At 73.4% G+C, this 23,240-nt stretch carries 20 protein-coding genes; 7 read left to right on the top strand and 13 right to left on the bottom strand.

The genetic code is table 11. The annotated features are described in order from the left end of the window. Window positions 1-22 precede the first annotated feature (22 nt). Window positions 23-988, top strand: a complete 966-nt coding sequence (locus ACWEQG_RS32830) for a GlxA family transcriptional regulator (RefSeq protein ID WP_452290723.1) — start codon at window positions 23-25, stop codon at window positions 986-988. A 67-nt stretch (window positions 989-1,055) separates the two neighbouring features. Here the strand turns inward: ACWEQG_RS32830 and ACWEQG_RS32825 are convergent, their stop codons facing one another. From ACWEQG_RS32825 to ACWEQG_RS32790, 8 genes are all read right to left on the bottom strand, one after another. Further along, window positions 1,056-3,842, bottom strand: a complete 2,787-nt coding sequence (locus ACWEQG_RS32825; RefSeq protein ID WP_452290721.1) for a fumarate reductase/succinate dehydrogenase flavoprotein subunit — start codon at window positions 3,840-3,842, stop codon at window positions 1,056-1,058. A 2-nt stretch (window positions 3,843-3,844) separates the two neighbouring features. Continuing rightward, on the bottom strand, window positions 3,845-4,642 hold the full coding sequence (locus ACWEQG_RS32820) for an ABC transporter ATP-binding protein (protein ID WP_452290719.1): 798 nt from the start codon (window positions 4,640-4,642) through the stop codon (window positions 3,845-3,847). Next, window positions 4,639-5,511 carry an ABC transporter permease gene (locus tag ACWEQG_RS32815; RefSeq protein ID WP_452290717.1) on the bottom strand — a complete coding sequence of 291 codons (873 nt, stop codon included), beginning with the start codon at window positions 5,509-5,511 and terminating at the stop codon, window positions 4,639-4,641. The genes ACWEQG_RS32820 and ACWEQG_RS32815 overlap by 4 nt, the downstream gene beginning before the upstream one ends. Then, window positions 5,508-6,938, bottom strand: coding sequence for an ABC transporter substrate-binding protein (locus tag ACWEQG_RS32810; protein WP_452290715.1), 1,431 nt, complete (start codon window positions 6,936-6,938; stop codon window positions 5,508-5,510). The genes ACWEQG_RS32815 and ACWEQG_RS32810 overlap by 4 nt, the downstream gene beginning before the upstream one ends. An 11-nt stretch (window positions 6,939-6,949) precedes the next feature. Further along, a complete protein-coding gene (locus ACWEQG_RS32805) occupies window positions 6,950-7,177 on the bottom strand; it encodes an indolepyruvate ferredoxin oxidoreductase subunit alpha (RefSeq protein WP_030510254.1) in 228 nt (75 codons plus the stop codon). Further along, complete coding sequence (locus ACWEQG_RS32800; RefSeq protein WP_452290713.1) at window positions 7,161-7,910, bottom strand: GntR family transcriptional regulator; 750 nt, start codon at window positions 7,908-7,910, stop codon at window positions 7,161-7,163. The genes ACWEQG_RS32805 and ACWEQG_RS32800 overlap by 17 nt, the downstream gene beginning before the upstream one ends. Window positions 7,911-8,058: 148 nt before the next feature. Further along, a complete protein-coding gene (locus ACWEQG_RS32795; protein WP_452290711.1) occupies window positions 8,059-8,712 on the bottom strand; it encodes a response regulator in 654 nt (217 codons plus the stop codon). Then, window positions 8,709-9,893, bottom strand: a complete 1,185-nt coding sequence (locus tag ACWEQG_RS32790; protein WP_452290709.1) for a sensor histidine kinase — start codon at window positions 9,891-9,893, stop codon at window positions 8,709-8,711. Before ACWEQG_RS32790 ends, ACWEQG_RS32795 begins: the two co-directional genes overlap by 4 nt. A 217-nt stretch (window positions 9,894-10,110) precedes the next feature. Here ACWEQG_RS32790 and ACWEQG_RS32785 point away from each other — a divergent pair, with 217 nt between their 5' ends. Further along, the gene (locus ACWEQG_RS32785) at window positions 10,111-10,827 is read left to right on the top strand and encodes a hypothetical protein (protein ID WP_452290707.1); all 717 of its coding nucleotides are present in this window, start codon (window positions 10,111-10,113) and stop codon (window positions 10,825-10,827) included. Between the two features lie 262 nt (window positions 10,828-11,089). Beyond that, a complete protein-coding gene (locus ACWEQG_RS32780; RefSeq protein WP_452290705.1) occupies window positions 11,090-12,478 on the top strand; it encodes a PQQ-dependent sugar dehydrogenase in 1,389 nt (462 codons plus the stop codon). Window positions 12,479-12,538: 60 nt separating this feature from the next. Here the strand turns inward: ACWEQG_RS32780 and ACWEQG_RS32775 are convergent, their stop codons facing one another. Next, window positions 12,539-13,180 (bottom strand): TetR/AcrR family transcriptional regulator, encoded by a 642-nt coding sequence (locus ACWEQG_RS32775; RefSeq protein WP_452290703.1) that lies wholly within the window; start codon window positions 13,178-13,180, stop codon window positions 12,539-12,541. A gap of 83 nt (window positions 13,181-13,263) precedes the next feature. Here ACWEQG_RS32775 and ACWEQG_RS32770 point away from each other — a divergent pair, with 83 nt between their 5' ends. The 3 genes from ACWEQG_RS32770 to ACWEQG_RS32760 all read left to right on the top strand — a co-directional run bounded on the left by ACWEQG_RS32770 (window position 13,264) and on the right by ACWEQG_RS32760 (window position 17,916). After that, window positions 13,264-14,757: an FAD-dependent monooxygenase gene (locus tag ACWEQG_RS32770; RefSeq protein ID WP_452290701.1), complete on the top strand. Its 1,494-nt coding sequence runs from the start codon at window positions 13,264-13,266 to the stop codon at window positions 14,755-14,757. 129 nt (window positions 14,758-14,886) lie between these two features. Next, on the top strand, window positions 14,887-16,584 hold the full coding sequence (locus ACWEQG_RS32765; protein ID WP_452290699.1) for a hypothetical protein: 1,698 nt from the start codon (window positions 14,887-14,889) through the stop codon (window positions 16,582-16,584). 177 nt (window positions 16,585-16,761) lie between these two features. Continuing rightward, window positions 16,762-17,916, top strand: coding sequence for an alpha-hydroxy-acid oxidizing protein (locus ACWEQG_RS32760; protein WP_452290697.1), 1,155 nt, complete (start codon window positions 16,762-16,764; stop codon window positions 17,914-17,916). Between the two features lie 56 nt (window positions 17,917-17,972). On the opposite strand, the gene ACWEQG_RS32755 is transcribed toward ACWEQG_RS32760, so the two are convergent. Then, on the bottom strand, window positions 17,973-19,325 hold the full coding sequence (locus ACWEQG_RS32755; protein ID WP_452290695.1) for a family 43 glycosylhydrolase: 1,353 nt from the start codon (window positions 19,323-19,325) through the stop codon (window positions 17,973-17,975). Window positions 19,326-19,580: 255 nt separating this feature from the next. Here ACWEQG_RS32755 and ACWEQG_RS32750 point away from each other — a divergent pair, with 255 nt between their 5' ends. Further along, on the top strand, window positions 19,581-20,483 hold the full coding sequence (locus ACWEQG_RS32750) for an aminoglycoside phosphotransferase family protein (RefSeq protein ID WP_452290693.1): 903 nt from the start codon (window positions 19,581-19,583) through the stop codon (window positions 20,481-20,483). Between the two features lie 78 nt (window positions 20,484-20,561). Here the strand turns inward: ACWEQG_RS32750 and ACWEQG_RS32745 are convergent, their stop codons facing one another. Genes ACWEQG_RS32745 through larB form a run of 3 tightly spaced genes read right to left on the bottom strand, consistent with a single transcriptional unit; the run spans window position 20,562 to window position 23,226 of the window. Further along, a complete protein-coding gene (locus ACWEQG_RS32745; RefSeq protein ID WP_452290691.1) occupies window positions 20,562-21,452 on the bottom strand; it encodes an amidohydrolase family protein in 891 nt (296 codons plus the stop codon). Beyond that, on the bottom strand, window positions 21,449-22,564 hold the full coding sequence (larC, locus tag ACWEQG_RS32740; RefSeq protein WP_363466113.1) for a nickel pincer cofactor biosynthesis protein LarC: 1,116 nt from the start codon (window positions 22,562-22,564) through the stop codon (window positions 21,449-21,451). The genes ACWEQG_RS32745 and larC overlap by 4 nt, the downstream gene beginning before the upstream one ends. Beyond that, window positions 22,561-23,226, bottom strand: coding sequence for a nickel pincer cofactor biosynthesis protein LarB (gene larB, locus ACWEQG_RS32735; RefSeq protein WP_363466115.1), 666 nt, complete (start codon window positions 23,224-23,226; stop codon window positions 22,561-22,563). The genes larC and larB overlap by 4 nt, the downstream gene beginning before the upstream one ends. Between the last annotated feature and the right edge of the window lie 14 nt (window positions 23,227-23,240).

Raw genomic sequence — 23,240 nt, 5'->3', positions numbered from 1 at the left:
CACCCTGTGAAAGAATCTGGCCATGCACCGAGTCGTGATCCTGGCCCTGGAGGGCGTGTATCCGTTCGAGCTGAGCATCCCGCAGCGAATCTTCAGCATCGCCGCAGGAGCGGACGGCGCGCCGCTCTACGAGGTCCTGACCTGCGGTGTCAGCCGTACGGTCCGAACCGACGCGGACTTCTCGATCACCGTGGACCATGACGTCGACGTCATCGCGACAGCCGACACCGTGGTCATTCCCCCGTTCACCCCCGTGGGGCAGGACGCGTCCGACTGGCTGCCCGCGCCGGTCGCCGAGGTCCTGACCCGTCTTCGCCCCGGCGTGCGACTGGTGTCCATCTGCACCGCGGCCTTCGTGCTGGCCGCGGCCGGCCTGCTCGACGGCCGGCCCGCGACCACGCACTGGAACGAGGCCGACCGCTTCCGGCGGATGTTCCCGAACGTGCGGCTGGACGCCGGCGTGCTGTTCACGGACGACGGCGACGTGCTGACCTCGGCGGGCGTGGCCTCCGGCATCGACCTGTGCCTGCACGTCGTGCGCCGCGACCATGGCGCCGCGGTCGCCCAGCGGGTCGCCCGGCGCTGCGTCGTCCCCCCGTGGCGTGAGGGCGGCCAGGCACAGTACGTCGAACGGCCCGTCCCGGCGACGACCGACATGTCCACGTCGGCGGCCCGGGCATGGGCCCTCGAGAACCTGCACCGGCCGATCTCACTGCGGGAGCTGGCCGGGCATGCCCGGATGAGCGTGCGCACGTTCACCCGCCGCTTCCGCGAGGAGGTCGGCGTGACTCCGGGCCAGTGGCTCACCCGGCAGCGCGTCGAACTCGCCCGCCGGCTGCTGGAGAGCACCGACCTGCCCGTGGACCGCGTCGCCGCCGAGGCCGGGTTCGGCACCGGTGCCTCCCTCCGCCAGCACCTCACCGCCGCGCTGGGTGTCTCCCCCACGGCCTATCGCCAGACCTTCCGGGTCGTGGAGTCCGTGGCCTGAGATCACCCGTGCCGCTCCCCATCCCGTACGGCCCGGCCGCCGCGAGGACGGCGCGGGCTCTCACGCTTCACACCACGGCGGGGACCACGGCCGTGACGGCCTGCGGGGCGTCCAGCGCCCTGCGGGCGTAGGCGCGGACGTCGGCGTCGGAATCGCCGAGAGCGCCGTGCAGGGCCGCGGCCACCTCGGGCCGCGCCGCCCACGCGGACAGCACGAGCACCACGGCCTTGCGCACGTCGAGATGGGGGTCGGCCAGCGCCGCCACCAGCGGTTCCACCGCCAGGGCGGGATCGGCGGCGGCGAGTCCGCGGGCCGCGCCCACCCGCACCTGCCACGCAGGATCGGCCAGGGCCCGCACAGCCGTCTCCGCGAAGCCCGATTCGAGAGCGCCGAGCCCGGCGGACGCCTCCAGGGCCGCCGCCCGGACGAGCGGGTCGGCGTCGGCGGCGAGCCGCGTGAGGGCGGGGGCGCCGTCGGCCAGGCCGATGACGCCGAGCCCTCTGGCCGCCTGCACACGCACCTCGCGGTCCTCGTCGCCGGCGGCGAGGGCCACCCGCGCCGCGTCGTCGAGCGCGACCAGTCCCCTGACCGCCTCGATCCGCACCCGCGTGTCGGCGTCCGTCAGCGCCGCCTCGAACAGACCGGCGTCACCGAGGCGCAGGGCCCGCAGCACGTCCAGGACGGCCGCGCGCACGACCGGCTCCCCCGTCACCGCGCCGGCCGCCCCACCTGCCACCTCACCGGCCACCCCGCCGGCCACCCCGCCGGGCGCCGTCTCCCCGTAGCCGGCCACGGCGCGGAGCGAGGCACCGAACGCGGCGGTCGCGGGCAGCACCTCGACGAGCTCCCGCAGGCCGGTCGCGGCGGCGCGCCGCACCGTGCCGTGCGGGTCGGCGAGGGCCCGGGCCAGCGCGGTCTCCACGCCGCGGGGCGCGGTCTCGGTCAGCGTCGCGACGGCCGCCCTGCGTACCTTGGGGTCGGCGTCGTCCAGGTAGGGGGTGATCTGGTCCAGCGCCGGCTCGCCGTCGGCGAGCCGCAGGAGTTCGAGGATGCGCGGCGAGCGCCCGATCGCCTCCACCGCGAGCCGCCCGCCCGCCCTGCGCCGGGCCGGGCCCGCCGGGCCGTACGCCCCGACCAGGACGGGCTCGGCCGGGCGGGGGGTGAAGCCCTCGACGGGCACGAGGTACGGCTCGACCGGGCGCTTGACGAACTCCATCGCCCCGTCGGCGTTCTTGCGCAGGTTGAGGTGGTAGAGCCACTCGTCGTCGTCCCGTTCGGGCAGGTCGGCGCGTTCGTGGTAGAGGCCCCACCTGCTCTCGGTGCGGACCAGCGAGGACCTGGCGGCCATCTCCGCGCAGTCCCTGATGAACGTCACCTCGGCGCAGCGCATCAGCTCGTGCGGGGTCCTGGCGCCCATGGCGGCGATCTCCTCGCGCATCCGCTCGAACGTCTCCAGGGCGATGTCCAGTTTCCTGGCGGTCTTCGGCGGGGCGACGTAGTCGTTGACGAACCGGCGCAGCTTGTACTCGACCTGCTGCTGCGGCGGGCCGTCCGGGTTGCGCAGCGGACGGTAGACGAGCTCGTGCGCGGCGGCGATCTGGTCCTCCGGCAGGCCCTCCGGCCTCCGGTGATGCTCGGCGGCGTGGGCCCCGGCGAGGTCGCCGAACACGAACGCCCCGATCATGTAGTTGTGCGGCACGCAGGCCAGGTCGCCCGCGGCGTACAGGCCGGGGACGGTGGTGGCGCCGTTCTCGTCCACCCAGACGCCCGAGGCCGAGTGGCCGCCGCACAGGCCGATCTCGGAGATGTGCATCTCGACGTCGTGGGTGCGGTAGTCGTGCCCGCGCCCCGCGTGGAAGGTGCCCCGGGTGGGGCGCTCGGTGGTGTGCAGGATGTTCTCGAGCGCGGTGAGCGTCTCGTCGGGCAGATGGCTGGTCTTGAGGTAGATAGGACCGCGGGCCGACCCGATCTCCCTCGCCACCTCGGCCATCATCTGGCCCGACCAGTAGTCGCAGTCGACGAACCGCTCCCCCTCGGCGTTGACCTGGTAACCCCCGAACGGGTTGGCGACGTACGCGCAGGCCGGGCCGTTGTAGTCCTTGATCAGCGGGTTGATCTGGAAGCACTCGATGCCGCTGAGCTCCGCGCCCGCGTGGTAGGCCATCGCGTACCCGTCCCCGGCGTTGGTCGGGTTCTCGTACGTGCCGTACAGGTAGCCGCTGGCGGGCAGGCCGAGCCGGCCGCACGCGCCGGTGGCGAGGATCACGGCGCCGGCGGCGACCGTGACGAAGCGGCCCGAGCGGGTGTCGAACCCGGCGACGCCGACGGCCCGGCCGCCGCTCGTCAGCACGCGGACCGGCATCACCCGGTTCTCGATGCGCACCTTCTCGCGGATGTCGCGGCGGCGCAGCACGCGGTAGAGGACCTTCTTGACGTCCTTGCCCTCCGGCATGGGCAGGACGTAGCTGCCCGAGCGGTGGACCCGGCGCACCGCGTACTCGCCGTGCTCGTTCTTCTCGAACTTCACGCCGTAGCGTTCCAGCCGCCGGACCATGTCGTAGCCGCGCGTGGCCGTCTGGTGGACCGTGCGCTGGTTGACCACGCCGTCGTTGGCCCTGGTGATCTCGGCGACGTAGTCCTCAGGCGTGGCCTTGCCGGGGATGACCGCGTTGTTCACGCCGTCCATGCCCATCGCCAGCGCGCCGCTGTGCCGTACGTGCGCCTTTTCCAGCAGGATCACGTCGGCGCCGCGCTCGGCGGCGGTGATCGCGGCCATGGTCCCGGCGGTGCCGCCGCCGACCACCAGTACCTCGCATTCCAGATGCGTACGGTCCGCCGGGGAAGGGATGTCCACTGTCACAGCTCCTCGATGATGCGGGCGCGCAGTTCGGCGCGGTCGATGTCGGGGGTGCGCGGGTCCGGCACGCGCAGGACGGTCGCGATGCCGCCGTGTCCGCCGCCGTGTCCGCCGCCGTGTCCGGCGCGTTGCCCCTCGCGATGCCCGAGCACGACGACCCGGTCGGCGAGCAGCAGCGCCTCGTCCACATCGTGGGTGACGAATACGACCGTGGCGAGGGTGTCGCGGAGCACGTCCAGCAGCAGGCGCTGCATCTCGCCCCGGGTCTGCGCGTCCAGCGCGCCGAAGGGCTCGTCCATGAGCACGGCGCGCGGCGCGCCCGCCAGGGACCTCGCGAGCTGCACGCGCTGCCGCATGCCTCCGGACAGCTCCCGGGGCAGCCGGTCCTCGCAGCCGGCGAGGCCGACGCGGCCGATCCAGCTCTCGGCGGCCGCCCTGCGCTCCCTCCTCGGCACGCCGCGGATGCGCAGCGGCAGCTCGACGTTGCGCCGGACCGTGCGCCAGGGCAGCAGCGCGTCGTCCTGGAAGACCATGGCCCGGCCGGGCGACGGACCGGTGACCGGCACCCCCTCGGCGAGGACCCGGCCGGCGCGCGGCGCCAGCAGCCCCGCGATCGCGCGCAGGACGGTGGACTTGCCCGATCCGGACGGGCCGACGATCACCAGGACCTCGCCGGGGGCGACGTCGAGATGCAGGCCGTCCAGCACGGCATGCCGTCCGTAGCCGAGCGACACGCCCTCCAGCCGGATGGCGAGCCCGGCGTCCGCGCGTGCGGTCTCCGTGGCGGGAGCGCTCATCGGGCGCCCCCTTCCCCGCGCGGCAGCCACCGGGTGAGGCGCCGGCCGAGCAGCTCGACGGAGGCCGAGGTGAGCCAGCCGAGCACGCCGATCGACGCCATGCCGACGAGCACCGCCGGATAGTCGACCACGGTGTAGGCGTGCCAGGTCCGGTAGCCGACGCCGAACTCCCCGGAGATCATCTCGGCGGAGATCACGCAGATCCAGGCGACTCCCATGCCGACCGACAGCCCGCCGAAGACGCCCGGCAGCGTGCCCGGGAGGACGACGTTCCACAGCACGTGCGCGCGCCCGCCGCCCATGGTGCGGACCGCGTCCTCCCACAGCGTCGGCAGCGCGCGTACGGCGTGCCGCGTGCTCACCATGATCGGGAAGAACGCCGCGGCGAACGTGATGAACACGATGCCCTGCTCGTCACTGGGGAACACCAGGATCGCGATCGGCACGAGGGCGATCGCCGGGATCGGCCGGACGACCTCGATCGGCGGCAGCAGCACGTCGCCGATCCACCGGGACCGCGCGACCAGGACGCCCAGGGCGATGCCGGCGACGGCCGCCAGCGCGAACCCGGTGAGGATGCGGATCATGCTCTGGGCCAGGTCGAGGTAGTAGATCCGGGTGCCCAGCTGCCGGCCGAACTCCGCCGCGACCTCGGCGGGCGAGGGCAACCGGTCGAACCGCAGTCCGACGCGGGCGTCCGCGGTCGTCAGCCACTGCCACAGCGCGACGACGACCGCCAGGGAGCCGAGCCTGACCGCCCATCCGCGCAGGCCGGCCGCCGTTCTCGTCCGGGCCGTCCGCGCCGCCGGGGCGTCCGGGGTCCCGGCGGCGGCGGGAGCGAGCGTCGCGTCCAACGCCGGAGTGCTCATCGCGACCCGCCTCCCGCCGCCTTCGGCTCCCTCGCCGCCGCCTTCAGCGCCTCGTCGTAGCCGACGATCTCGGCCCTGGGGTGCTCCCGCACGTACGCCTGCGCGCCGTCCTGGGTGGTGAAGGGCTTGAACCGCTCGTCCTCGCCCGCCGACGGGTCGCGCACCCAGACGGACCTGTCCGCGAACCAGTGCGTCCCGGTGGCGGCGTCGGGCACGTAGGCGGCCCGTACGGTCTTGCCGCCGGACGTGGCGGCGGCGACCTGACGCAGCAGGCAGGCGGGGGTCGCCGCGGGGCGCAGCCGGTCCTCCCCGGCCAGCCAGACCTCGCCCGCCTTCGCCGGGTCCCCCACGGCGGTCCCGCAGGCCTCGTCGGTCCCGCCGATCTTCGCGGCGTTGGCGGTGCTCGCGGTGTCGGCGTCGTAGGAGGCGCCGTACGCCTTCCTGAGGTAGGAGTCGTTGGCGAACCTCGCCACGTCGACGCCGGCGAAGTCGGTGCCGATCGACTTCAGGTACTTCTGGTCGTGGTCGAGGGCGGCCAGCAGCCGCGGCTTCATCGTGACGTCGAACGAGGCGATGCCGTCGCGGCCGTTGTAGAGGTAGACGACCTCGGCCGGCAGGCCGGTGGCCTCGGCGACCGACTCGGCGGCCTCGACGGGATGCTCGTGCAGGTACCTCGTCGCGTCGATCTGCGCCTGCAGGAACGCCTGGACCACGTCCGGGTGCTCCTTCGCGTACGCCTGCCGTACGACGACGCCGTGGAAGGTCGGCACGTCGAGCGCCGAGCCGTCGTAGACGAGCCGGGCCTGGTCGCGGAAGACGAGCAGCCCCGGCCAGGCCACGAACTGGGCGTATCCCTGCACGTTGCCCGACTGCAGCGCGGACGCGCCGACCGGCGGCTGCTGGTTGACGACCTCCACGTCGGTCGCGGGATCCAGCCCGGCCCGTTCCAGAGCCTGGACGAGAGTGCCGTGACCGGCCGACCCGGAGCTGGCGGAGACCTTCTTCCCCTTCAGGTCGGCCAGCGTCCGCACGTCCGACGACGGGGCGACGACCACGGAGTTCAGCCCGCCGCGCAGGTTGTAGCCGGTCACCGAGACGAGCTCGGTCCGCGCGGCGGCCACCGCCTGGGTGCGGGAGGCGTTGATGAGGAGCGGGTAGTCGCCCATCGACCCGATGTCGATCTTCCCGGCCACCATCTTCGCGGTGATCGGGGCGCCGGTGTCGTAGTCCTGCCACTCGACCCGGTACCCGTCGCCGAGGCGCTTTTCGAGGTAGCCGAGGCCGCGCAGCAGCGTCCCCGCGGTCACGGTGTTGATGGTCTTCGACTGGTATCCGACGACGACCGTCTGCCTGCCGTCGTCGGCGCCGGCGGAGACGGAGCACCCCGCCGCGGCCAGCAGCGCCACGGCGGCGATGAGCTTACGCATGGGGTGTCCTTCTATCGGAGCAGGTAGGGGATGTTCACCGTGACGGCGTCGGCGGGGCACCGGTCGGCGCAGGGGCCGCAGTACCAGCACTCGTCCACGTGCATGTACGCCTTGCCGCTGACCTCGTGGATGGCCAGCGAGTCGAGCGGGCACACGTCCACGCACAGCGTGCAGCCCTCGATGCACAGTGACTCGTCGATCGTCACGGGCACGTCGGCGCGGCTATTGACCAGGGTCATCGGTGTTCCTCCAGAGGTGACCACGCATGGTGAGGCGGTCGCCGCGGAACCTGACGAACTCCAGGTCGACCGGGCGGCCGTCGGACAGATGGGTGAGGCGCTCGACCATGAGCAGCGCCGCGCCGCGCGGCGCGTCGAGGACGGCCGCGGTGTGGGGGTCGGCGTTCACGGCCTCGATCGTCAGCTCTGCCACGCCGAGCGGCTGACCGGCGATCCGTTCCAGCAGCACGAACACGTCGTTGTGCACGAGATCGGCGTCGAAGAGCGGCTCCCCCACCTCGCGGACGAGATAGGTCAGGTCGAGCGAGAGCGGCAGGCCGTTGAGCCGGCGCAGCCGCTCCACGTAGACGACGTCCTCCCCGGGCGGCAGGCCGAGCCGCCCCCGCACGGCGGCCGGAGGCGGGATCAGCCCCATCGCGCGGACCTCGTTGGTCACCTCGCCGTGCTCCCGGAGGGTCTCGGCGAGGCCGAGCAGCCGGTGCAGGCCGTGCGGGTACTTCTCCGCGGCGACGGTGGTGCCGACGCCCGGGCACCGCTCGATGAGGCCCTCGTCGCGCAGCAGGTCCAGGGCGTCCCTGATCGTGTTGCGGGAGGTCCCGAACTCCCGTGCGAGGGCGGACTCCAGCGGCAGATGACCACCGCCGAACCCGCCGTGCACGACCTCCAGCCGCAGCAGGTCGGCGACCTGGCGGGCCCTGTCCGCCCGGCGCCGTCTCGCGTCCGCCAACTCCATGAGGCATAAGCCTACTGTTCAGGTAGGGATATGCGGATAACGGCGATATTACGCCACCTCGGCGGGACACCGCACCGCCGTGAGCTGCCGTTTCGCCGGGAGACAGCCGACAACCGCCACCCCGGAAAGCGGTGACGGAGTCCGCGGATCAGTCGTCCGGGGTGATCAGGCCGCTCGAGTAGGCGTACGCGATGGCGCGGGCCCGGTCGCGCAGGCCGAGCTTGTCCAGCACCCGGCCGAGGTGGGTCTTGACCGTCGTCTCGCCGAGGAACAGCCGGGCGGCGATCTCCGCGTTCGACAGGCCGCGGCCGACCAGCGCCAGCACCTCCGCCTCCCGGGCGGTGAGCCTGTCCAGGGCCGGGTCGCGCGGGCGCGGGCGCGGGGCGCCGGCGTACCGGCCGATCACCCGCGGCACCACGGCCGGATCGAGCAGGCCGCGCCCGGCGGCCACCTCGCGCAGCGCCTCCAGGAGCTGCTCGGGCGGGGAGACCTTGAGCAGGAACCCCGCCACCCCGGCCCGCAGCGCCCCGTCGACCAGCACGTCCTCGTCGAACGTGGTCAGGATCAGCACCCGCACGCCCGGGTGCTCCGCGGCGATCGCCGCGGCCGCGCCGATCCCGTCCAGGCCCGGCATCCGGGCGTCCATCAGCACGACGTCCGGTCGCGTCGCGGCGGCCACCCGGACCGCCTCGTCGCCGTCGGCGGCCTCCCCGACGACCTCCATGTCCGGCTCGTCGGAGATCAGCATGCGCAGCCCGGCCCGCATGATCGCCTCGTCGTCGGCGAGCACCACCCTGATCATGCGATCCCTCCGGACGGGACGGGGAACGTCGCGTAGACCTCGTAACCACCGGCCTCGCGGGGGCCCGTGCGCAACGTCCCGCCGAACATGCCGACCCGCTCGCGCATCCCCACCAGCCCGTGCCCGCCGGCGCGCGTCGCCGGGGCCCCCGGTGACGCGGCGGACGCGGCGGACGCGGCCGGGGCGCCGCGGCCGTCGTCGGTCACCCGGAGCGCGACCTCGCCCGGGCGGTAGGCCACCTCGATCGCCGCCCGGTCCGCGCCCGCGTGCCGCAGCACGTTCGTGAGGGCCTCCTGGGCGACCCGGTACGCCGACATGTCGAGACCCGCGGGCAGTGACACGGGCTCCCCCGTGACGGCCAGGGAGATGTCGAGCCCCGCGGACCGCACCTGAGCCACCAGGTCCTCGATCCGGCGCAGCGACGGCGGCGGCCCGAGACCGTCGGCGGCGTCGGGCCGCAGCAGCCCGACCACCCGCCTGATCTCCTCCACCGAGCGGCGGCCGAGCTCCTCCACCTGCGCGAGCGCGTCGCGTTCGACGGGACGGTCGGCGAGCCTGCGGCGCAGCACGCCGGCCTGCATCGTCATGACGCTCAGCGTGTGCGCCACGGCGTCGTGGAGCTCCCGGGAGATCCGGGCCCGCTCCTCGTCGACGGCCGCGCGCGCCCGGGCCTCGCGTTCGGCGGCCAGCGCGTCGGCGAGCGCCGCGAGCTGCGCGGAGCGCGTCTGTTCCCGGCGCAGCAGCGCGCCGAGGCCCCAGGCGCAGCTGACCAGGGCGCCGAAGAACAGGAACTCCCACGGGCTCTCGCCGAACACGGTCAGCGCCGCCGCCGGCACCAGCGCGGCCGCCGCGGCGGCGGTCAGCCCACGGCGGACCGTGCTGCGGTATCCGGCGTGCGCCACGAGGACCAGCTCCGCGATCAGCTGGGCGCCGCCGAGACCCTCGGCCCCGGCCGCGAGCGCGAGGGGGAAACTCAGCATCGCGATGGTCATGCCGGTGACCGGGTACAGCGCGGCGACCGGGAAGCACACCGCGACCGCCGCCGCGAGCGCGATGTCGCGGACGTTCGTGCCGCCGCGCCCGGGGTCCGCGGCCATCTCGACCGCCGCCACGACCGCGAACAGCAGCGCGGCGCCCACGCCGAGCACCAGCCACTGCCCGCGCCCCTGCGGTGCGCGCACATCGCCCTCCAAATATGGACAATCGCGACCTCAGTGGCCGCAACATGGAGGGTAACGGCGCGCGGGCCACCCCGGGATCGGCTCCCGGGAGGACGCCGCGCGGCCGTCCGTCCTCCCCGGAGACGACCCGGCGCCGCCGTGGCCGCCTCACGGTCGCAGTGACGACGGACCCGCACGACGATCCGCCGGCCCGGGCCCCGGCCATAGCGTTCCGGCCATGACAACGACGAACACCGGTTTCGACGCCTCCGGCGCGCCGCTGCGCCGCCTCGCCGGCGCCGCCCTGATCGCCGCTCCGGTCCTCATGACCGGCGGCATGCTCACCTCGCCGCCGCAGGCCGGCGACTCCTCCTCCGCCTACCTCTCCTCACTCGCCGAGGACTTCGGCCTGACCGTGCTGTCGGCGAACCTGTTCCACTACGCCTGGGTGCTCATCGCGCTGGGCGTTCCGGGCGCGTTGCTGCTGCTGCGCGGCCGGCGCGGCCGGGGCCTCACCACCGCCGGGGTGGTGCTCACGATGTTCGGGGCGGTGCAGATGTCCGGTCTGCTGCTGTCGGACTGGTTCACCGGGACGATGCCGGACGTCGTCCCCCTCGGCGACGCGGTGCGGGTCTTCGACCAGGTGACCGCCGACCCCTCGCTGAACGCCTGGCGGCTCAGCGGCATGGCCGGGGGCGTCCTGTTGCTGCCGCTCGTCCTGGCCGGGCTGGCCCGGGCGGGCGTGGTCGGCTGGTGGACGGTTCCGGTCGTCGCGCTCCCCTACGTCGCCGGCCCGGCCGTCCCGGTCGCCGGTCCGGTGCTGGCGCTGGCGGCGTACGCCCCGCTCATGCTGATCGGCGTACGGCTGCTGCGCCGGTCCCGATCCGACGTGCGCACCGCCGAGGCGGCCGGCCCGTACGACTCCGCCGATCGGCCGGCCGAGATCGGCCGGTAGGCCGGACCTGCCGGCCGAGTGGCCGTCACCGTGAGCCCGGAGGCGGAGGCGGCGCCTCCGGACCGTCGGACAGAGTCGGGGTGCCACCCCGAGAGTCCGTGGAAGGTGACGACGTGGAAGCCCTGCCCATCCTCCGTTCCGCCGGCCGCCGCGCCGCCCTCGCGACACCGCCCGGCGTGCGTGCGCGTCACGTCGCCGCCGGATCGCCCGCCCCCGGCTCCACCCCCGCCGATCGGGGGTGGTCCCGTTGAACGGCCGCCGCGTGCTTCGGATCGCGGTCCGCGCCCTCGTGGCGCTGGGCCTGCTCGCCGCCCTCGCCCTGGCGGGAGCCTTCGCCGCCGTCGGCCGCGGTGGCGCCCCCCAGACGGAGGCGCGCCTTGGGGCCGATCCCCGGCTCGAGCGGCCGGACACGTTCCCGATTCCCAAGGTCAACGCGCCCGACGTGGTCGGCTGGCCCTCCGGGAGGAGGCCGACGGCCCCGGCGGGCTTCTCCGTCACGCGGTTCGCGGGCGGGCTCGACCACCCGCGCTGGCTCTTTTCGCTCCCCAACGGCGACGTGCTCGTGGCCGAGTCCGCCACGCTGCCGAAGCCTCCCGGCTCGGTCGTGATGCGGCTCCTCTCCTGGCTGCGCCGGGCCGACGGGTCGACCAGAGAGCGGAGCGCCAACCGGATCACCCTGCTGCGCGACTCCGACGGCGACGGCGTCGCGGACTTCCGCGGCACGTTCCTGACCGGCCTCAACCAGCCGTTCGGCATGGCCCTGCTGAGGGCGGCACCGCCGTACGCGGTCGAACCGGACGCCGAGCCGGGCACCGAGGTGATGTTCTACGTCGCCGGCACGGACGGCGTGTGGCGCTTCCCGCACAGGCTCGGCGACACGCGGATCACCGCCCCGGGCGAGAAGGTCCTCGACCTGCCCGCCGGCGGCTACAACAACCACTGGACACGCAACCTGCTCGCCGCCGCCGACGGCTCCGCGCTCTACGTCACCGTCGGCTCCGCGAGCAACGCGGGCGAATACGGCCTCGACGTCGAGCGCGGGCGCGCCGCCGTGCTCGAACTCGATCCCGGCGGAGGCGGCGCGCGCGTCTACGCCTCCGGCCTCAGGAACCCCAACGGTCTCGGCGTCGAGCCGGTCACCGGCACACTCTGGGCCGTCGTCAACGAACGCGACGTCCTCGGCGACGACGTGTCCCCCGACTACCTGACCAGGGTCCGCGACGGCGACTTCTACGGCTGGCCGTGGAGCTACTGGGGCCGCAACGTCGACGACCGCGTCACTCCGCCCCGGCCGGATCTGGTGGCCCGGGCCTTGCGCCCGGACTACTCGTTGGGCGCCCACACCGCCCCGCTGGGGCTGGCCTTCTCCACGGCGCCGGCGTTCCCCGCCGAGTATCGCGGCGGCGCGTTCGTCGGCGAGCACGGATCGTGGAACCGCGGCGACCCGGTGGGGTACAAGGTCGTCTACGTGCCGTTCGCCCACGGCATGCCCAGCGGCCCGCCCCGCGACTTCCTCACCGGCTTCAAACCCGACCCCGGTGACAGCACGACCTACGGGCGCCCCGCCGGAGTCGTCCTCGACCGGGCCGGGGGGTTGCTGGTCGCCGACGACGCGGGCGACACCGTGTGGCGCGTCGCTCCGAAGAGCTGACACCGCGGCGGCGCGCCTTCAAGGGCGGTGTGCCCCCCGGTTCGTGCGCCCTGCCGGGGGTCACCGCTCCCGGGCCAGTCGCCGCAGCCCGTTCCGCAGCAGCGCGAACGCGTGTTCCGCGTCGGCCACCGCGCCCGCGTAGCGCTCGTCGGCGGGCTCCCCGTACGCCAGGCGTTCGGCGTTGTCCTGGGCCAGCGCCCAGTGCACCGCGACGATCTGGACGGCGGCCAGCCGCGCCGTGAGCTCCGGGACGTCCGCCGTCTCCCGCAACGCCTGGGCGAGTGCGCGTTCGGCGCCGCCCTTGAACCGCTCCATCCGGGCCACCAGCGAGGGCGTGTCGAGGATCATCCGGTGGAGCTTGCGCACCTGGGGCGCGTCGTTGAGCCCGGTGATCGGGTCCCGCTCGCGCAGGCCGTCGAGGAAGTGCTCACGCAGCGCGGTCAGCGGGGCGGTGCGCGGCGGGCGGGCCCGCACGACGCGTGCCATCTCGGTCTCGTGGTCGGCGAGGCGATGCACCACGAGGTCTTCCTTCGCCGGGAAGTAGGCGAACAGCGTGCGTTTGGACACCTCGGCCGCCTCGGCCACCTGGGCCACCGAGACCTGGTTGAAGCCGTGTTCGAGGAACAACGTGATGGCGGCCTCGGAGATCGCCGCGTGGGTCCTCCGCTTCTTCCGTTCCCGCAGCCCGGGCTTGCCGTCCACGACGTCACCGTAGCAGGGTGTTGCCCTGAGGATATTCCTGCACCCGGTATACATTTGCCCCGAGGCGAGATGGAGTGGTGACGGTGGACGAGATCGAGACCGAGGTCGTCGTCGCGGGCGCCGGCCCGACCGGGCTGATGCTGGCGTACGAACTCGCTCTGGCGGGGGTCGAGACCCTGGTGCTGGAGAAACTGTCGCGGCGGGTCGAACAGGTGAAAGGCGCGGGCATCCAGCCCCGTACCGCCGAGCTGCTGGAGTCGCGCGGGCTGCTCGAACCGCTGCTGCGGCGCGCCACGCCGCGCGAGCCGGTCGGCGGGCATTTCGCGGCGCTGCCCGTCCCCCTGGACTGCGCCCCCTGGCGGACCAGGCATCCCTTCCCCATCGCGATCCCGCAGTGGGAACTGGAGGAGGTGCTCGAAGAGCGGGCGATCGCCGCCGGCGCGCGGGTTCTGCACGGCGCCGCCGTCTCAGGGGTCGAGCCCGGCGACGACCGTGTGGTCGTGACAGCGGGAGACCTGCGGGTGCGGGCGCACTACCTGGTGGCCTGCGACGGCGGCCACAGCACGGTGCGCAAACTGCTCGGGCTGCCGTTTCCCGGCAGGCCCGGCACCCGTCAGGCGGTGCTGGCCGACATCCGCCTGTCCGCCGTCTCGCCGCTGGTGCCGCGGCGGATCGGGCACATGAGCAGCCTGACCCGTCACGCGGACGGCTACTGGGCGATGCTGGTCCCTCTGGGCGGCGACCGGTACCGGATCACCTTCGGGCGGACGGACGGCGCCGGCGCCGACCGCGACACCCCGGTGACCGACGAGGAGATCATCGCCGGGCTGCACGCCGTGTACGGCCATGAGACCATCCTCGCCGCCGTGGACAACGCGTCCCGGTTCACCGACGCCACCCGGCAGCTGGAGCACTACCGCGTGGGCCGTGTCCTGTTCGCGGGCGACGCGGCGCACATCCACCCGCCGCTGGGCGGCCAAGGTCTCAACCTCGGCATACAGGACGCGTTCAACCTCGGGTGGAAACTGGCCGCGACCGTACAGGACCGGGCGCCGGGCGGCCTGCTGGACAGCTACCACGCCGAACGGCATCCGGTCGGAGCCCAGGTCCTGCACCACACGTCGGCACAGCGCGTCCTGGCCGATCCCGACCCCAGCGAGGACGTGGCCGCCCTGCGCGACATCTTCGTCGACCTGCTGCGCCTGCCCGACGCCAACCGTCACCTCGCGGGGCTGATGTCCGGCCTCTCGCTGCGCTACGAACTGCCCGGCGATCACCCGCTCATCGGACAGCGCGTGCCGGACGCCGATCTGGTCACCGACGCCGGCCCCACCCGGGTGTCGGCGCTGTTCGGCGCGGGGCACGCCGTCCTGCTCGATCTGGCCGGCGCCGTCCCAGCCGGCCTCCGGCTTCCCCCACGAGTCGACCTCGTCCGCGCCACCTGCGCCGACGATCTGGGCGCCGCCGTCATGCTCGTCCGTCCCGACGGCTACGTCTGCTGGGCCGCGGACGGTCCCGCCGCCTCGGGCGAGGCCCTGCTCGCCGCGATCGCGATCGTCGGCATCGCGTCGCGGTGAAGATCATGAAATGTCCGCCCGTACGGCGGCGCCGCACTAAGATCGCGGTTCGTGCTTCCGGACAGGATCTGGCGGATTGTCAGAATCGGATCAGTAGGCCTGGTTTTTGCGGCGGCGGTCGCGGGCCTGGTGCTCGGCGACGCCTGGCTCTGGGTGGCCGTCGAATGGTCGCCGCCACCCTATGCGGGGTTCTACGGTCGCGGCGGGTTCGACACCTCGACGACGGTGGCGCTGCTCGCGGCCGCCCCGGCGAAGGCCGCGCTCCTGTGGCTGATCCTGCGCGCCCCCGCGCGGGGTCCGCTGGACCGCCGGGAGAAGGCGCTGCGCCGCCTGCTGTATCTGGCGGTGGCGTACGCCCTCGTGCTGTGGCTCCCGATCGCGGTGCTCCCCGACGCGGTCGACGCGGCGTTCCAGCTCGCGCTGTGGACCGCGATCGACGTCCTCTACCTGCTGGTCATCCGCTGGCGGTCCCGCATGCTGCGCACGGCGGCCGGAGCGATCTTCGCGGTCGAGCTGGCCGCGATGGCCGACGAACTGCTCGACGAGCTCGACCTCCCGGAGCTCGGCAGGGGCGGCATCGTCGAGCTGGGCTTCATGCTGGGCGGAGTGGCCGCGATCATCGTCACGCTCGCCGGGCAGCGGCGCGACGGCCGGTGGAGCCGCGGCACGCAGGCCGCCGGGTGGGTGTCGCTGGGCGCCTACGCGCTGGTGATCCCGCTCAACGTCTTCTTCGGGAGGATCCCCGGCGGCGACGATCTGGTGATACCGGTGATGATGGACGCGCTGGGACTCGTCGGCACCGTGTGGATCGCGGCGACCGCCCGCGAACTGGCCGCCGAGGGCCGCCCGGCGGACCTTCCGCCCGCGCGGCGGCGCGCGATCCGCGTCGCGGTGGCGGCCGTGGCCCTGCTGCCGGTCATCACGATGATCCACCCGGAGCAGACCCCGCACCTCACCTACACCGGCTGGTCGGCGGACTGCTACGACCGGCCCAGCTTCGGCGACCTGAAACCCGCGGAACGCGAGGCCGTGTTCCTGTGCCGGGCGCGGAGCACGGACGACGGCGTCTCGCCCATCTTCCCCGACAGCCTGTCGGACCAGCAGGTCCTCGCGTACGGGCGGGCGCTGTGCCGGGCGAAGGACCGCGAGGAGCAGAAGGCGATCCTGACGCGGGCCGGGAGCGCGCGGCCCGCCTGGGGCGCGGACCCGTGGGACCTCGTCTACGTCTGCCCGGAGATCGTCGGCGCGACCCATCCCGAGCTGCTGCGGTCGACCGCGGAGACGGAGGCGGCGAACGCCGCCTACATCGCCGAGGAGAACGCGAAGTGCCGCGACCCGTGGCCCCGGACGAAGGGTGTCGTCCAGGCCACGGCCAAATACTTCCTGTTCGCCGACGGCGACCACGGCTACTTCGTCCACGACCCCGATGACGAAACAGCCGACGACGAGGCGGAGCGGGCCGTCGACGACCTCTACGACGACAACGCCCTCGTCGGGGTGGCCGGCAGCACGGCGCTCGTCGGGCATGTCGAGGACGTCATCGATCTGTGCCTCACGGTGAAGGCCCTCCGCACCCCGCCGCCTCGGCGGACGGCCGGGTGGGATCAGGTCGCCGAGGTGCCGATCGTCAGCCGCAGCGGCAGACTCACCGTGCCGGAGATGGGCTACGACGAGGTGGGGGCGGGTGCGCCCATGCCGAACCTGGCGATCGCGGGGAAGGGCCGCTACCGGCTCCGTGTCCACGTGCGGATGGGCGAGACGGGAGAGGAGCACCTGGTCGTCGTGTTCCCGGGCGCGTCGAGGAAGAGGGTCACGCTGAAGCGGTGAGCGACGGCGGGGCGCACGCCCGGCATTTCTCGGCACGGTCACCGGGAGATCGAGAAATGCCTATTCGCAGTGCGGACATCTCACGTGTCAATCTCCGTCGGCATCGCTCCGGGCTCTTTTCCGAATACTTGGCCGCCCGCCTCGGGTGATGCATCGTGCCGGGGGTAACGCGCACGTATGAATTACGCGGAGTACCAAAACGAGCTGTACGCCCAGGGACGGACCGGCAGGCAGCCGCCGTATCCCATGACATTCGCGGAGCTGGAGAAGAAGGCGTCGGCCGCGATGCGGCCGAAGGTCTGGGGGTATGTGGCCGGGGGCGCCGGTGACGAGCACACCCAGCGGGCCAACTGCGAGGCGTTCAAGCGCTGGGGCCTGTATCCGCGGATGTTGGTCGCTCCCGCCGAGCGTGACATGTCGATCGAGTTGTTCGGGACGAAGCTGCCCTCACCGGTGTTCATGGCGCCCATCGGGGTGATCGGGGTCTGCGCCCAGGACGACCACGGCGACCTCGCATGCGCGCGGGCCTCCGCCCGTACGGGCGTCCCGTTCTTCGCGGCGACCCTTTCCGCCGATCCGATGGAGGACGTCGCGGCGGCGCTGGACGGCACGCCCGGCTTCTTCCAGCTCTACACGCCGCCGGATCGGGACCTGGCCGCGAGTCTGGTGCGGCGCGCCGAGGCGGCCGGTTTCAAGGGCATCGCGGTCACCCTCGACACCTGGGTCACCGGCTGGCGGCCCCGGGACCTGCGCGGCTCGAACTACCCCCAGGTGCCCAGCGGCTGCCTGCGCAACTACACCGAAGACCCGGTGTTCCGGCGGAGACTGCGGCCCGGCGAGGACGCCGTCGAGGCGGTGGTGCGCACGATGCCGATCTTCGGCGGGCCGTTCCGGTGGGACGACCTCGACTGGCTGCGGTCGCAGACCCGGCTGCCGCTGATGCTCAAGGGCATCTGCCACCCCGACGACGTCCGTCGTGCCAAGGACCACGGCGCGGACGCCGTCTACTGTTCGAACCACGGCGGACGGCAGGCCAACGGAGGGCTGCCCGCCCTGGAGTGCCTGCCCGGCGTGCTCGAAGCCGCCGACGGGCTGCCGGTCCTGTTCGACTCGGGGGTGCGCAGCGGCGCCGACGTCGTCAAGGCGCTGGCGCTGGGCGCCACCGCGGTGGGGATCGGCCGGCCCTACGCGTACGGCCTGGCGGTCGGCGGCGTCGACGGCGTCGTGCACGTGCTGCGCTCCATCCTGGCCGAGGCCGACCTCATCATGGCGGTCGACGGGTACCCCACCCTCGGGGACCTCACGCCCGAGGCGCTGCGCCTCGTGGCATGACCGCCCGCGACGGGCCGCGGATCACGACGGCCCGCCGGCGGCGCCACACGTGGTGATCAGTCCTTGCCGTGCCCCGGGTTCCGGCGCGCGACGTACAGGCGGTTGCCCTCGGGGCCGGTCCACTCCAGCCGTACGACACCGGGCACGGCGGCGTCGGCGACGCGCGACGGGTCGGCCCAGTGGCCGAAGTTGGGGTTGCGGAAGAACGTCGCCCACAACTGGCCGCTGCGGTCCGCGAAGATGTTGTTGTGGCCGGCGCCGACGCCCAGGGTCCAGCGCCTGGAGTAGGGCCCCTCGAACCTGTCCGCGACGGCGACGACCGCGTCGTACTGGTACTGCACACGGCCCGGCGCGGCCGTGTCGTAGGCGTAGCGCGTGCTGCCGTCCGTATTGACCGACGACCGATCCCACGCGGCGTGGACGAGGTAGTACTTGCCTCCGTACTTGAAGACGTACGCGCCTTCCAGGTACGGCTCGGGCGCGTAGGGCGTCTGCTGGAACTTCGGCAGGTTCGTCGCCGGGACGATGTCCTCCATGTCATCCCGGAACTTCGCGTACAGGTTGTTGTGCAGCACGAGCCACGCGTCGTCGCCCTCGGTGTAGAGGCCGCCGTCGATGTGGTGGTAGGCGCCCGGCTTGATGAAGGCCGGTCCCCCGATGAAGGAGTCGCCGAAGGGCTTGTCGTGGTTGCCCTCGACGAGCCGGTACGGACCCTCGACGCCGCCCTCGCTCACGAGCATGAACGAACCGACCTTCTGCGAGTGGTCGCCCATGCACGCGACGATGTACCACTTGCCGCGGAAGTAGTGCACCTCCGGCGCCCAGGCGTTGCCGCGCTTGCCGAACTGGTCGTCGTACCAGTACTCCTGCCACGGCGCGACGACCGTGCGCCCGGGCCGGTTCTCGCCGGCGAACTCGGGCGACCACACCTTGCCCTTCTCGGCGTCCGGCCGGATGCCGGTGGTGTCGGCCAGCCGCCACGGCCCGTGCAGGGACGGGGCCGTCCACACGAAGATGCCGTCGTTCCACGGGCCTGCCGCCTGGAGCCCGGGCACCCGGGTGGTGCCCGTGGCGACGTAGACCGGACGGCCGTCCACGACGAAGCAGTTGACGTAGGTGTCCCGCATCCAGACCCGGCCGAGCTCCTCGTCGCGGGGGCGCCGCTCGAGCGGGAGGATGAAGGAGTTGTCGTCGCGCGGCCACAGGTCCGGCCGCGTATCCGCGAGGCCGTAGGGCTCGAGCTCGGGCCAGTTCGACGGATACCGCCCCTTCGGCGCGCTCCCGTTCGGCAACTCCTTCGGGTCCGCGTGCGCGGCGGCCGCGGGCAGCGCCGCCGCTCCCAGCAGGCCCGCGACACCGGCCAGCACGGACCGCCGGCCAACGTGGAATCCGTTGCCGGAATCAGTCATCAGACACGTCCTCCCACCTCTTCGCAGGGCGCAGGTGCCCTGCCGGGAGGACACGCTAGTGAGGCGTATTTCGACAGTGAACAGACGACAGAAAGGTTTCGGTTCGCCTTGGCCGGCTTCGGCCGCGGACGTCTCGGCGATTTCCCTATTTCCTACCGGCCGTGAATTCCTTCGTTCCCCGGCGCCGGAAACATAACGGTGACCGGAGCCGAAAAAGCGTTGCGGGACCGGGCCGGAACGCGGAACGCTCCCGGCATGAGGATGCACGCCGACCAGCTGACGGTGACCCAGGAGACGGTGCGCGCCTTGGTGGACGAGCAGTTCCCCGAGTGGCGGAGCCCGCCCGTGACACGCGTCGGCGCCCACGGGACGGTCAACGCGATCTTCCGCGTCGGCGACCGTTTCACGGCCCGGTTCCCGCTGCAGCCCGGCCCGGCCGACGAGGTGCGGCGCCGGCTGGAGTCCGAAGCGGAGGCGGCCCGCGAGCTGGCGGGCAGCACCCGCTTTCCCACACCCGAGCCGGTCGCGCTCGGTGAGCCCGGCGCGGGGTACCCGCTTCCGTGGGCGGTGCAGACGTGGCTGCCCGGCACCGTGGCGACCGAAGAGGATCCGGGCGAGTCGATCGCGTTCGCCCACGACCTCGCCGATCTCATCACCGATCTGCGTGCGGCCGGCACCCGCGGCCGTGCGTTCGCCGGCTCGGGCCGGGGAGGCGACCTGCGCTCCCACGACGCCTGGATGGAGACCTGCTTCGAGCGCAGCGAACGGCTGCTGGACGTTCCCCGGCTGCGCCGGATCTGGGCGAGGCTCCGCGTCCTGCCCCGCGAGGCGGCGGACGTGATGTGCCACGGCGATCTCATTCCCGGCAACGTGCTCGTGTCCGCCGGGCGCCTGGCGGGGATTCTCGACGCCGGCGGCTTCGGGCCGGCCGATCCCGCTCTCGACCTCGTGAGCGCCTGGCACCTGCTGGAGGCGGGGCCGCGCCGGGCGCTCCGCCTCTACCTGGAGTGCGACGACCTGGAGTGGGAGCGAGGCAAGGCGTGGGCCTTCGAACAGGCGATGGGACTCGTCTGGTACTACCTCGACACCAATCCCGTCATGGCCCGGATGGGCCGGCGCACGCTGGAACGCATCCTGGCGGACGGCGGGCCCGCCTGAGCCGGAGCGACCGCGACCTGTGGCGTCGTCAGCCGCGGGTGACCCCTCGATGGGAGTCGGCCCGCCGCTCGCGCGCGTTCATGTGCTCAGGCGGTAGACGCGTTCCGCCGTTCCCCTGAAGACCGCGTCACGCTCGGCGGCCGACAGCCCGGCGTCCGTGAGCAGCGCGCGCACGGTCTCGGCCCACAGGGGCAGTGCGCCCGCGAGGAGGCAGACGGGCCAGTCGGAGCCGAACATCAGACGCCCGGGACCGAACGCGTCGAGCGCGACATCGGCGTACGGCCGCAGCCGCGCCGCGTCCCAGTCGTCCCAGTCCGCCTCGGTGATCAGGCCGGAGAGCTTGGCCGTCACGTTCGGCTCGGCGGCCAGCTCGCGGATCAGACCGGCCCACGGTTCGAGCTCGCCGGACGCGACCGGAGGTTTGGCCAGGTGGTCGAGGACGAAGGTCAGCTCGGGAAGGGCCCGTACGGTCTCGATCGCGGCGGGCAGCTGGTGGGGCAGGACGAGCAGGTCGTAGACGAGCCCGGCCGCCGCGACCTGACGCAGTCCCTCGCGGACGTCGTCGCGGGCGAGCCAGCGGGGGTCGGGTTCGCCCTGCACCAGGTGGCGGATGCCGCGCAGCAGTTCACCGCCCGGTGAGGCGGCGAGCGCGGCGAGTTCGGCGGCGAGATCGGGCCGGGTGAGGTCCGCCCAGCCCACCACGGCGGCGACGGTGTCCGACCGCGCCGCCAGCGCGAGGAACTCCCGGGTCTCCTCGGCGTCGGGCAGGACCTGGACGAGCACCGAGCTCCCGATCCCCGCTTCCGCCGCGACGGCGGCGTGGTCGGAAGGGGTGAAGTCGCGGCGGATCGGCGCCATCCGCGGAGGATCGAGCCAGGTCTGCGGCCGCCGGGACAGTTCCCAGAGATGGTGGTGAGCGTCGACGATCGCCTGAGTGGGCGTCGCATCGGGTGTCACGGTGGATGTCACAGCGCGTCGAATGCCTCTCGTGCCAGTTCCCGTAATGGTTTTCCGGTGACCTGGGCCAGCCTGGCCAGGTCGTCGTGCTCGGGCTTGACCCCCCACGGCCCGTGCTTCATCCGCACGTCCTGGCCGTACAGCCGCACGGTCTCGAAGTGCCGGGGCAGCGCCACCTTCTCCACCACGCTGCGCCGCAGCCCCAGGCTGCCCGTCTCCGCCAGGACGAGTTCCTGCAGACGGCCGGCCAGTTCCGCGGGCGCGAGCACGTGCAGGACCTGCGCGGGCCGGCCTTTCTTCATGACCGCCGGAGTGGTCCACGCGTCCGCCGCGCCCGCGGCCAGGGCGCGCTCGATGACGTGCCCGAGGATCTCGCCGGTCACGTCGTCGAGGTTCGTCGAGAGGACGACCTGGTGGTCCGGGCCGGCGGTGGGCCTGCCGAGCATCGCCACCGTCACGTTCGGCCGGTCGGGCAGCTCACGGGTGCCCGCGCCGTACCCCGTGGCGTGCAGTTCCATCTCCGGGACCGCGCCGTACGCCGTGCCCGCGGCGTGGAGCAGGGCCGCCCCGGTCGGCGTGACCGCCTCCCCCGCCGCTCCGCCGCGTACCCGCGCCCCCTTCAGCAGGGCGAGCGTGGCGGGAGCGGGCACGGGCAGCACCCCGTGACGGGTCCGCACGGTGCCGCTGCCCAGCGGCAGCGGTGCGCAGTGGACGCGCGTCACCCCCAGGTCGCGCAGGGCCGCCGCGCAGCCGACGATGTCGATCAGCGTGTCGTGCCCGCCGAGCTCGTGCAGATGCACGCCGGCGGCCGGAACACCGTGCAGCGCGCCCTCGGCCTCGGCGATCGCGGTCAGCGCCGCGTCGGCGACGGGCAGGCCGGCCCGGGCCGCCATCGCGATCAGCTCCGCGGCGGGGCGCTCACTGGCGTCGTCCTCGACGTCGATCCGCACGCGGGTGGCGGTCAGCGCTCCGGTCCGCACCCGCTCGGCGTCCAGCCGCCACCCGGTCAGGCCGGTCAGGGCGACGGCCCGGCGTACGGCGTCGAGGGAGGCGCCCGCGTCCAGGAGCGCCCCGAGCAGCATGTCGCCGGCCAGGCCGGTGAACGGATTCAGGAAGAGGATCATCTCGGCCCCCTCGTGAGGCGGAAGGCCGCCAGCGCGGCGCCGAATCCCGAGTCGATGTTGACCACGGTGATCCCCGCCGCGCACGAGGTGAGCATGGCGAGCAGGGCCGTCACGCCCTCCAGCGCGGCGCCGTACCCGGTGCTGGTGGGCACGGCGATCACCGGCGTCTCGACCAGGCCGCCGACCACGCTCGCCAGCGCCCCTTCCATACCGGCGATGACGATGACGCTGTCGGCCGCGCGCAGGTCCTCGACGGCGGCGAGCACGCGATGCAGCCCGGCCACTCCCACGTCCCTGATCAGGGTGGTGCGCAGGCCGAGGGCGGACGCGACGGCCGCGGCCTCGGCGGCCACCGGGCCGTCCGCCGTCCCGGCCGTGACCACGGCGACCGTGTGCTCGATCGCCCGTGCCTCGCGCCAGACCAGCAGCCGGGCGTCCCGGTCGTACCGGCCGCCGGGAACGCGCCCGAGCACGGCCGCGGCGGCGTCGGGGCCGACCCTGGTCACCAGGACGGGCCCGGTGTTGCGGCCGAGCAGCGCGGTGACGATCCCGGTGATCTCGGGCACCTGTTTGCCCGGACCATAGACGATCTCGGGCAGTCCCTGGCGCGCCTCGCGGTCGAGGTCGAGGCGCGCGTAACCGAGGTCGAGGGCGTCGCTCACGACTTCCTCCCGCC

This window comes from Microbispora sp. NPDC004025 (assembly GCF_053604425.1).
The sequence above is the reverse complement of the archived record's forward strand: the minus strand, read 5'-3'. Positions and strand labels throughout refer to the sequence as shown.

Bases quoted from the DNA above. Each gene is read 5' to 3' on its own strand.
- ACWEQG_RS32830 (WP_452290723.1), top strand. From the start codon at position 23: ATGCACCGAGTCGTGATCCTGGCCCTGGAGGGCGTGTATCCGTTCGAG.
- ACWEQG_RS32820 (WP_452290719.1), bottom strand. From the start codon at position 4,642: ATGAGCGCTCCCGCCACGGAGACCGCACGCGCGGACGCCGGGCTCGCC.
- ACWEQG_RS32815 (WP_452290717.1), bottom strand. From the start codon at position 5,511: ATGAGCACTCCGGCGTTGGACGCGACGCTCGCTCCCGCCGCCGCCGGG.
- ACWEQG_RS32810 (WP_452290715.1), bottom strand. From the start codon at position 6,938: ATGCGTAAGCTCATCGCCGCCGTGGCGCTGCTGGCCGCGGCGGGGTGC.
- ACWEQG_RS32805 (WP_030510254.1), bottom strand. From the start codon at position 7,177: ATGACCCTGGTCAATAGCCGCGCCGACGTGCCCGTGACGATCGACGAG.
- ACWEQG_RS32800 (WP_452290713.1), bottom strand. From the start codon at position 7,910: ATGGAGTTGGCGGACGCGAGACGGCGCCGGGCGGACAGGGCCCGCCAG.
- ACWEQG_RS32795 (WP_452290711.1), bottom strand. From the start codon at position 8,712: ATGATCAGGGTGGTGCTCGCCGACGACGAGGCGATCATGCGGGCCGGG.
- ACWEQG_RS32785 (WP_452290707.1), top strand. From the start codon at position 10,111: ATGACAACGACGAACACCGGTTTCGACGCCTCCGGCGCGCCGCTGCGC.
- ACWEQG_RS32760 (WP_452290697.1), top strand. From the start codon at position 16,762: ATGAATTACGCGGAGTACCAAAACGAGCTGTACGCCCAGGGACGGACC.
- ACWEQG_RS32755 (WP_452290695.1), bottom strand. From the start codon at position 19,325: ATGACTGATTCCGGCAACGGATTCCACGTTGGCCGGCGGTCCGTGCTG.
- ACWEQG_RS32750 (WP_452290693.1), top strand. From the start codon at position 19,581: ATGAGGATGCACGCCGACCAGCTGACGGTGACCCAGGAGACGGTGCGC.
- larC (WP_363466113.1), bottom strand. From the start codon at position 22,564: ATGATCCTCTTCCTGAATCCGTTCACCGGCCTGGCCGGCGACATGCTG.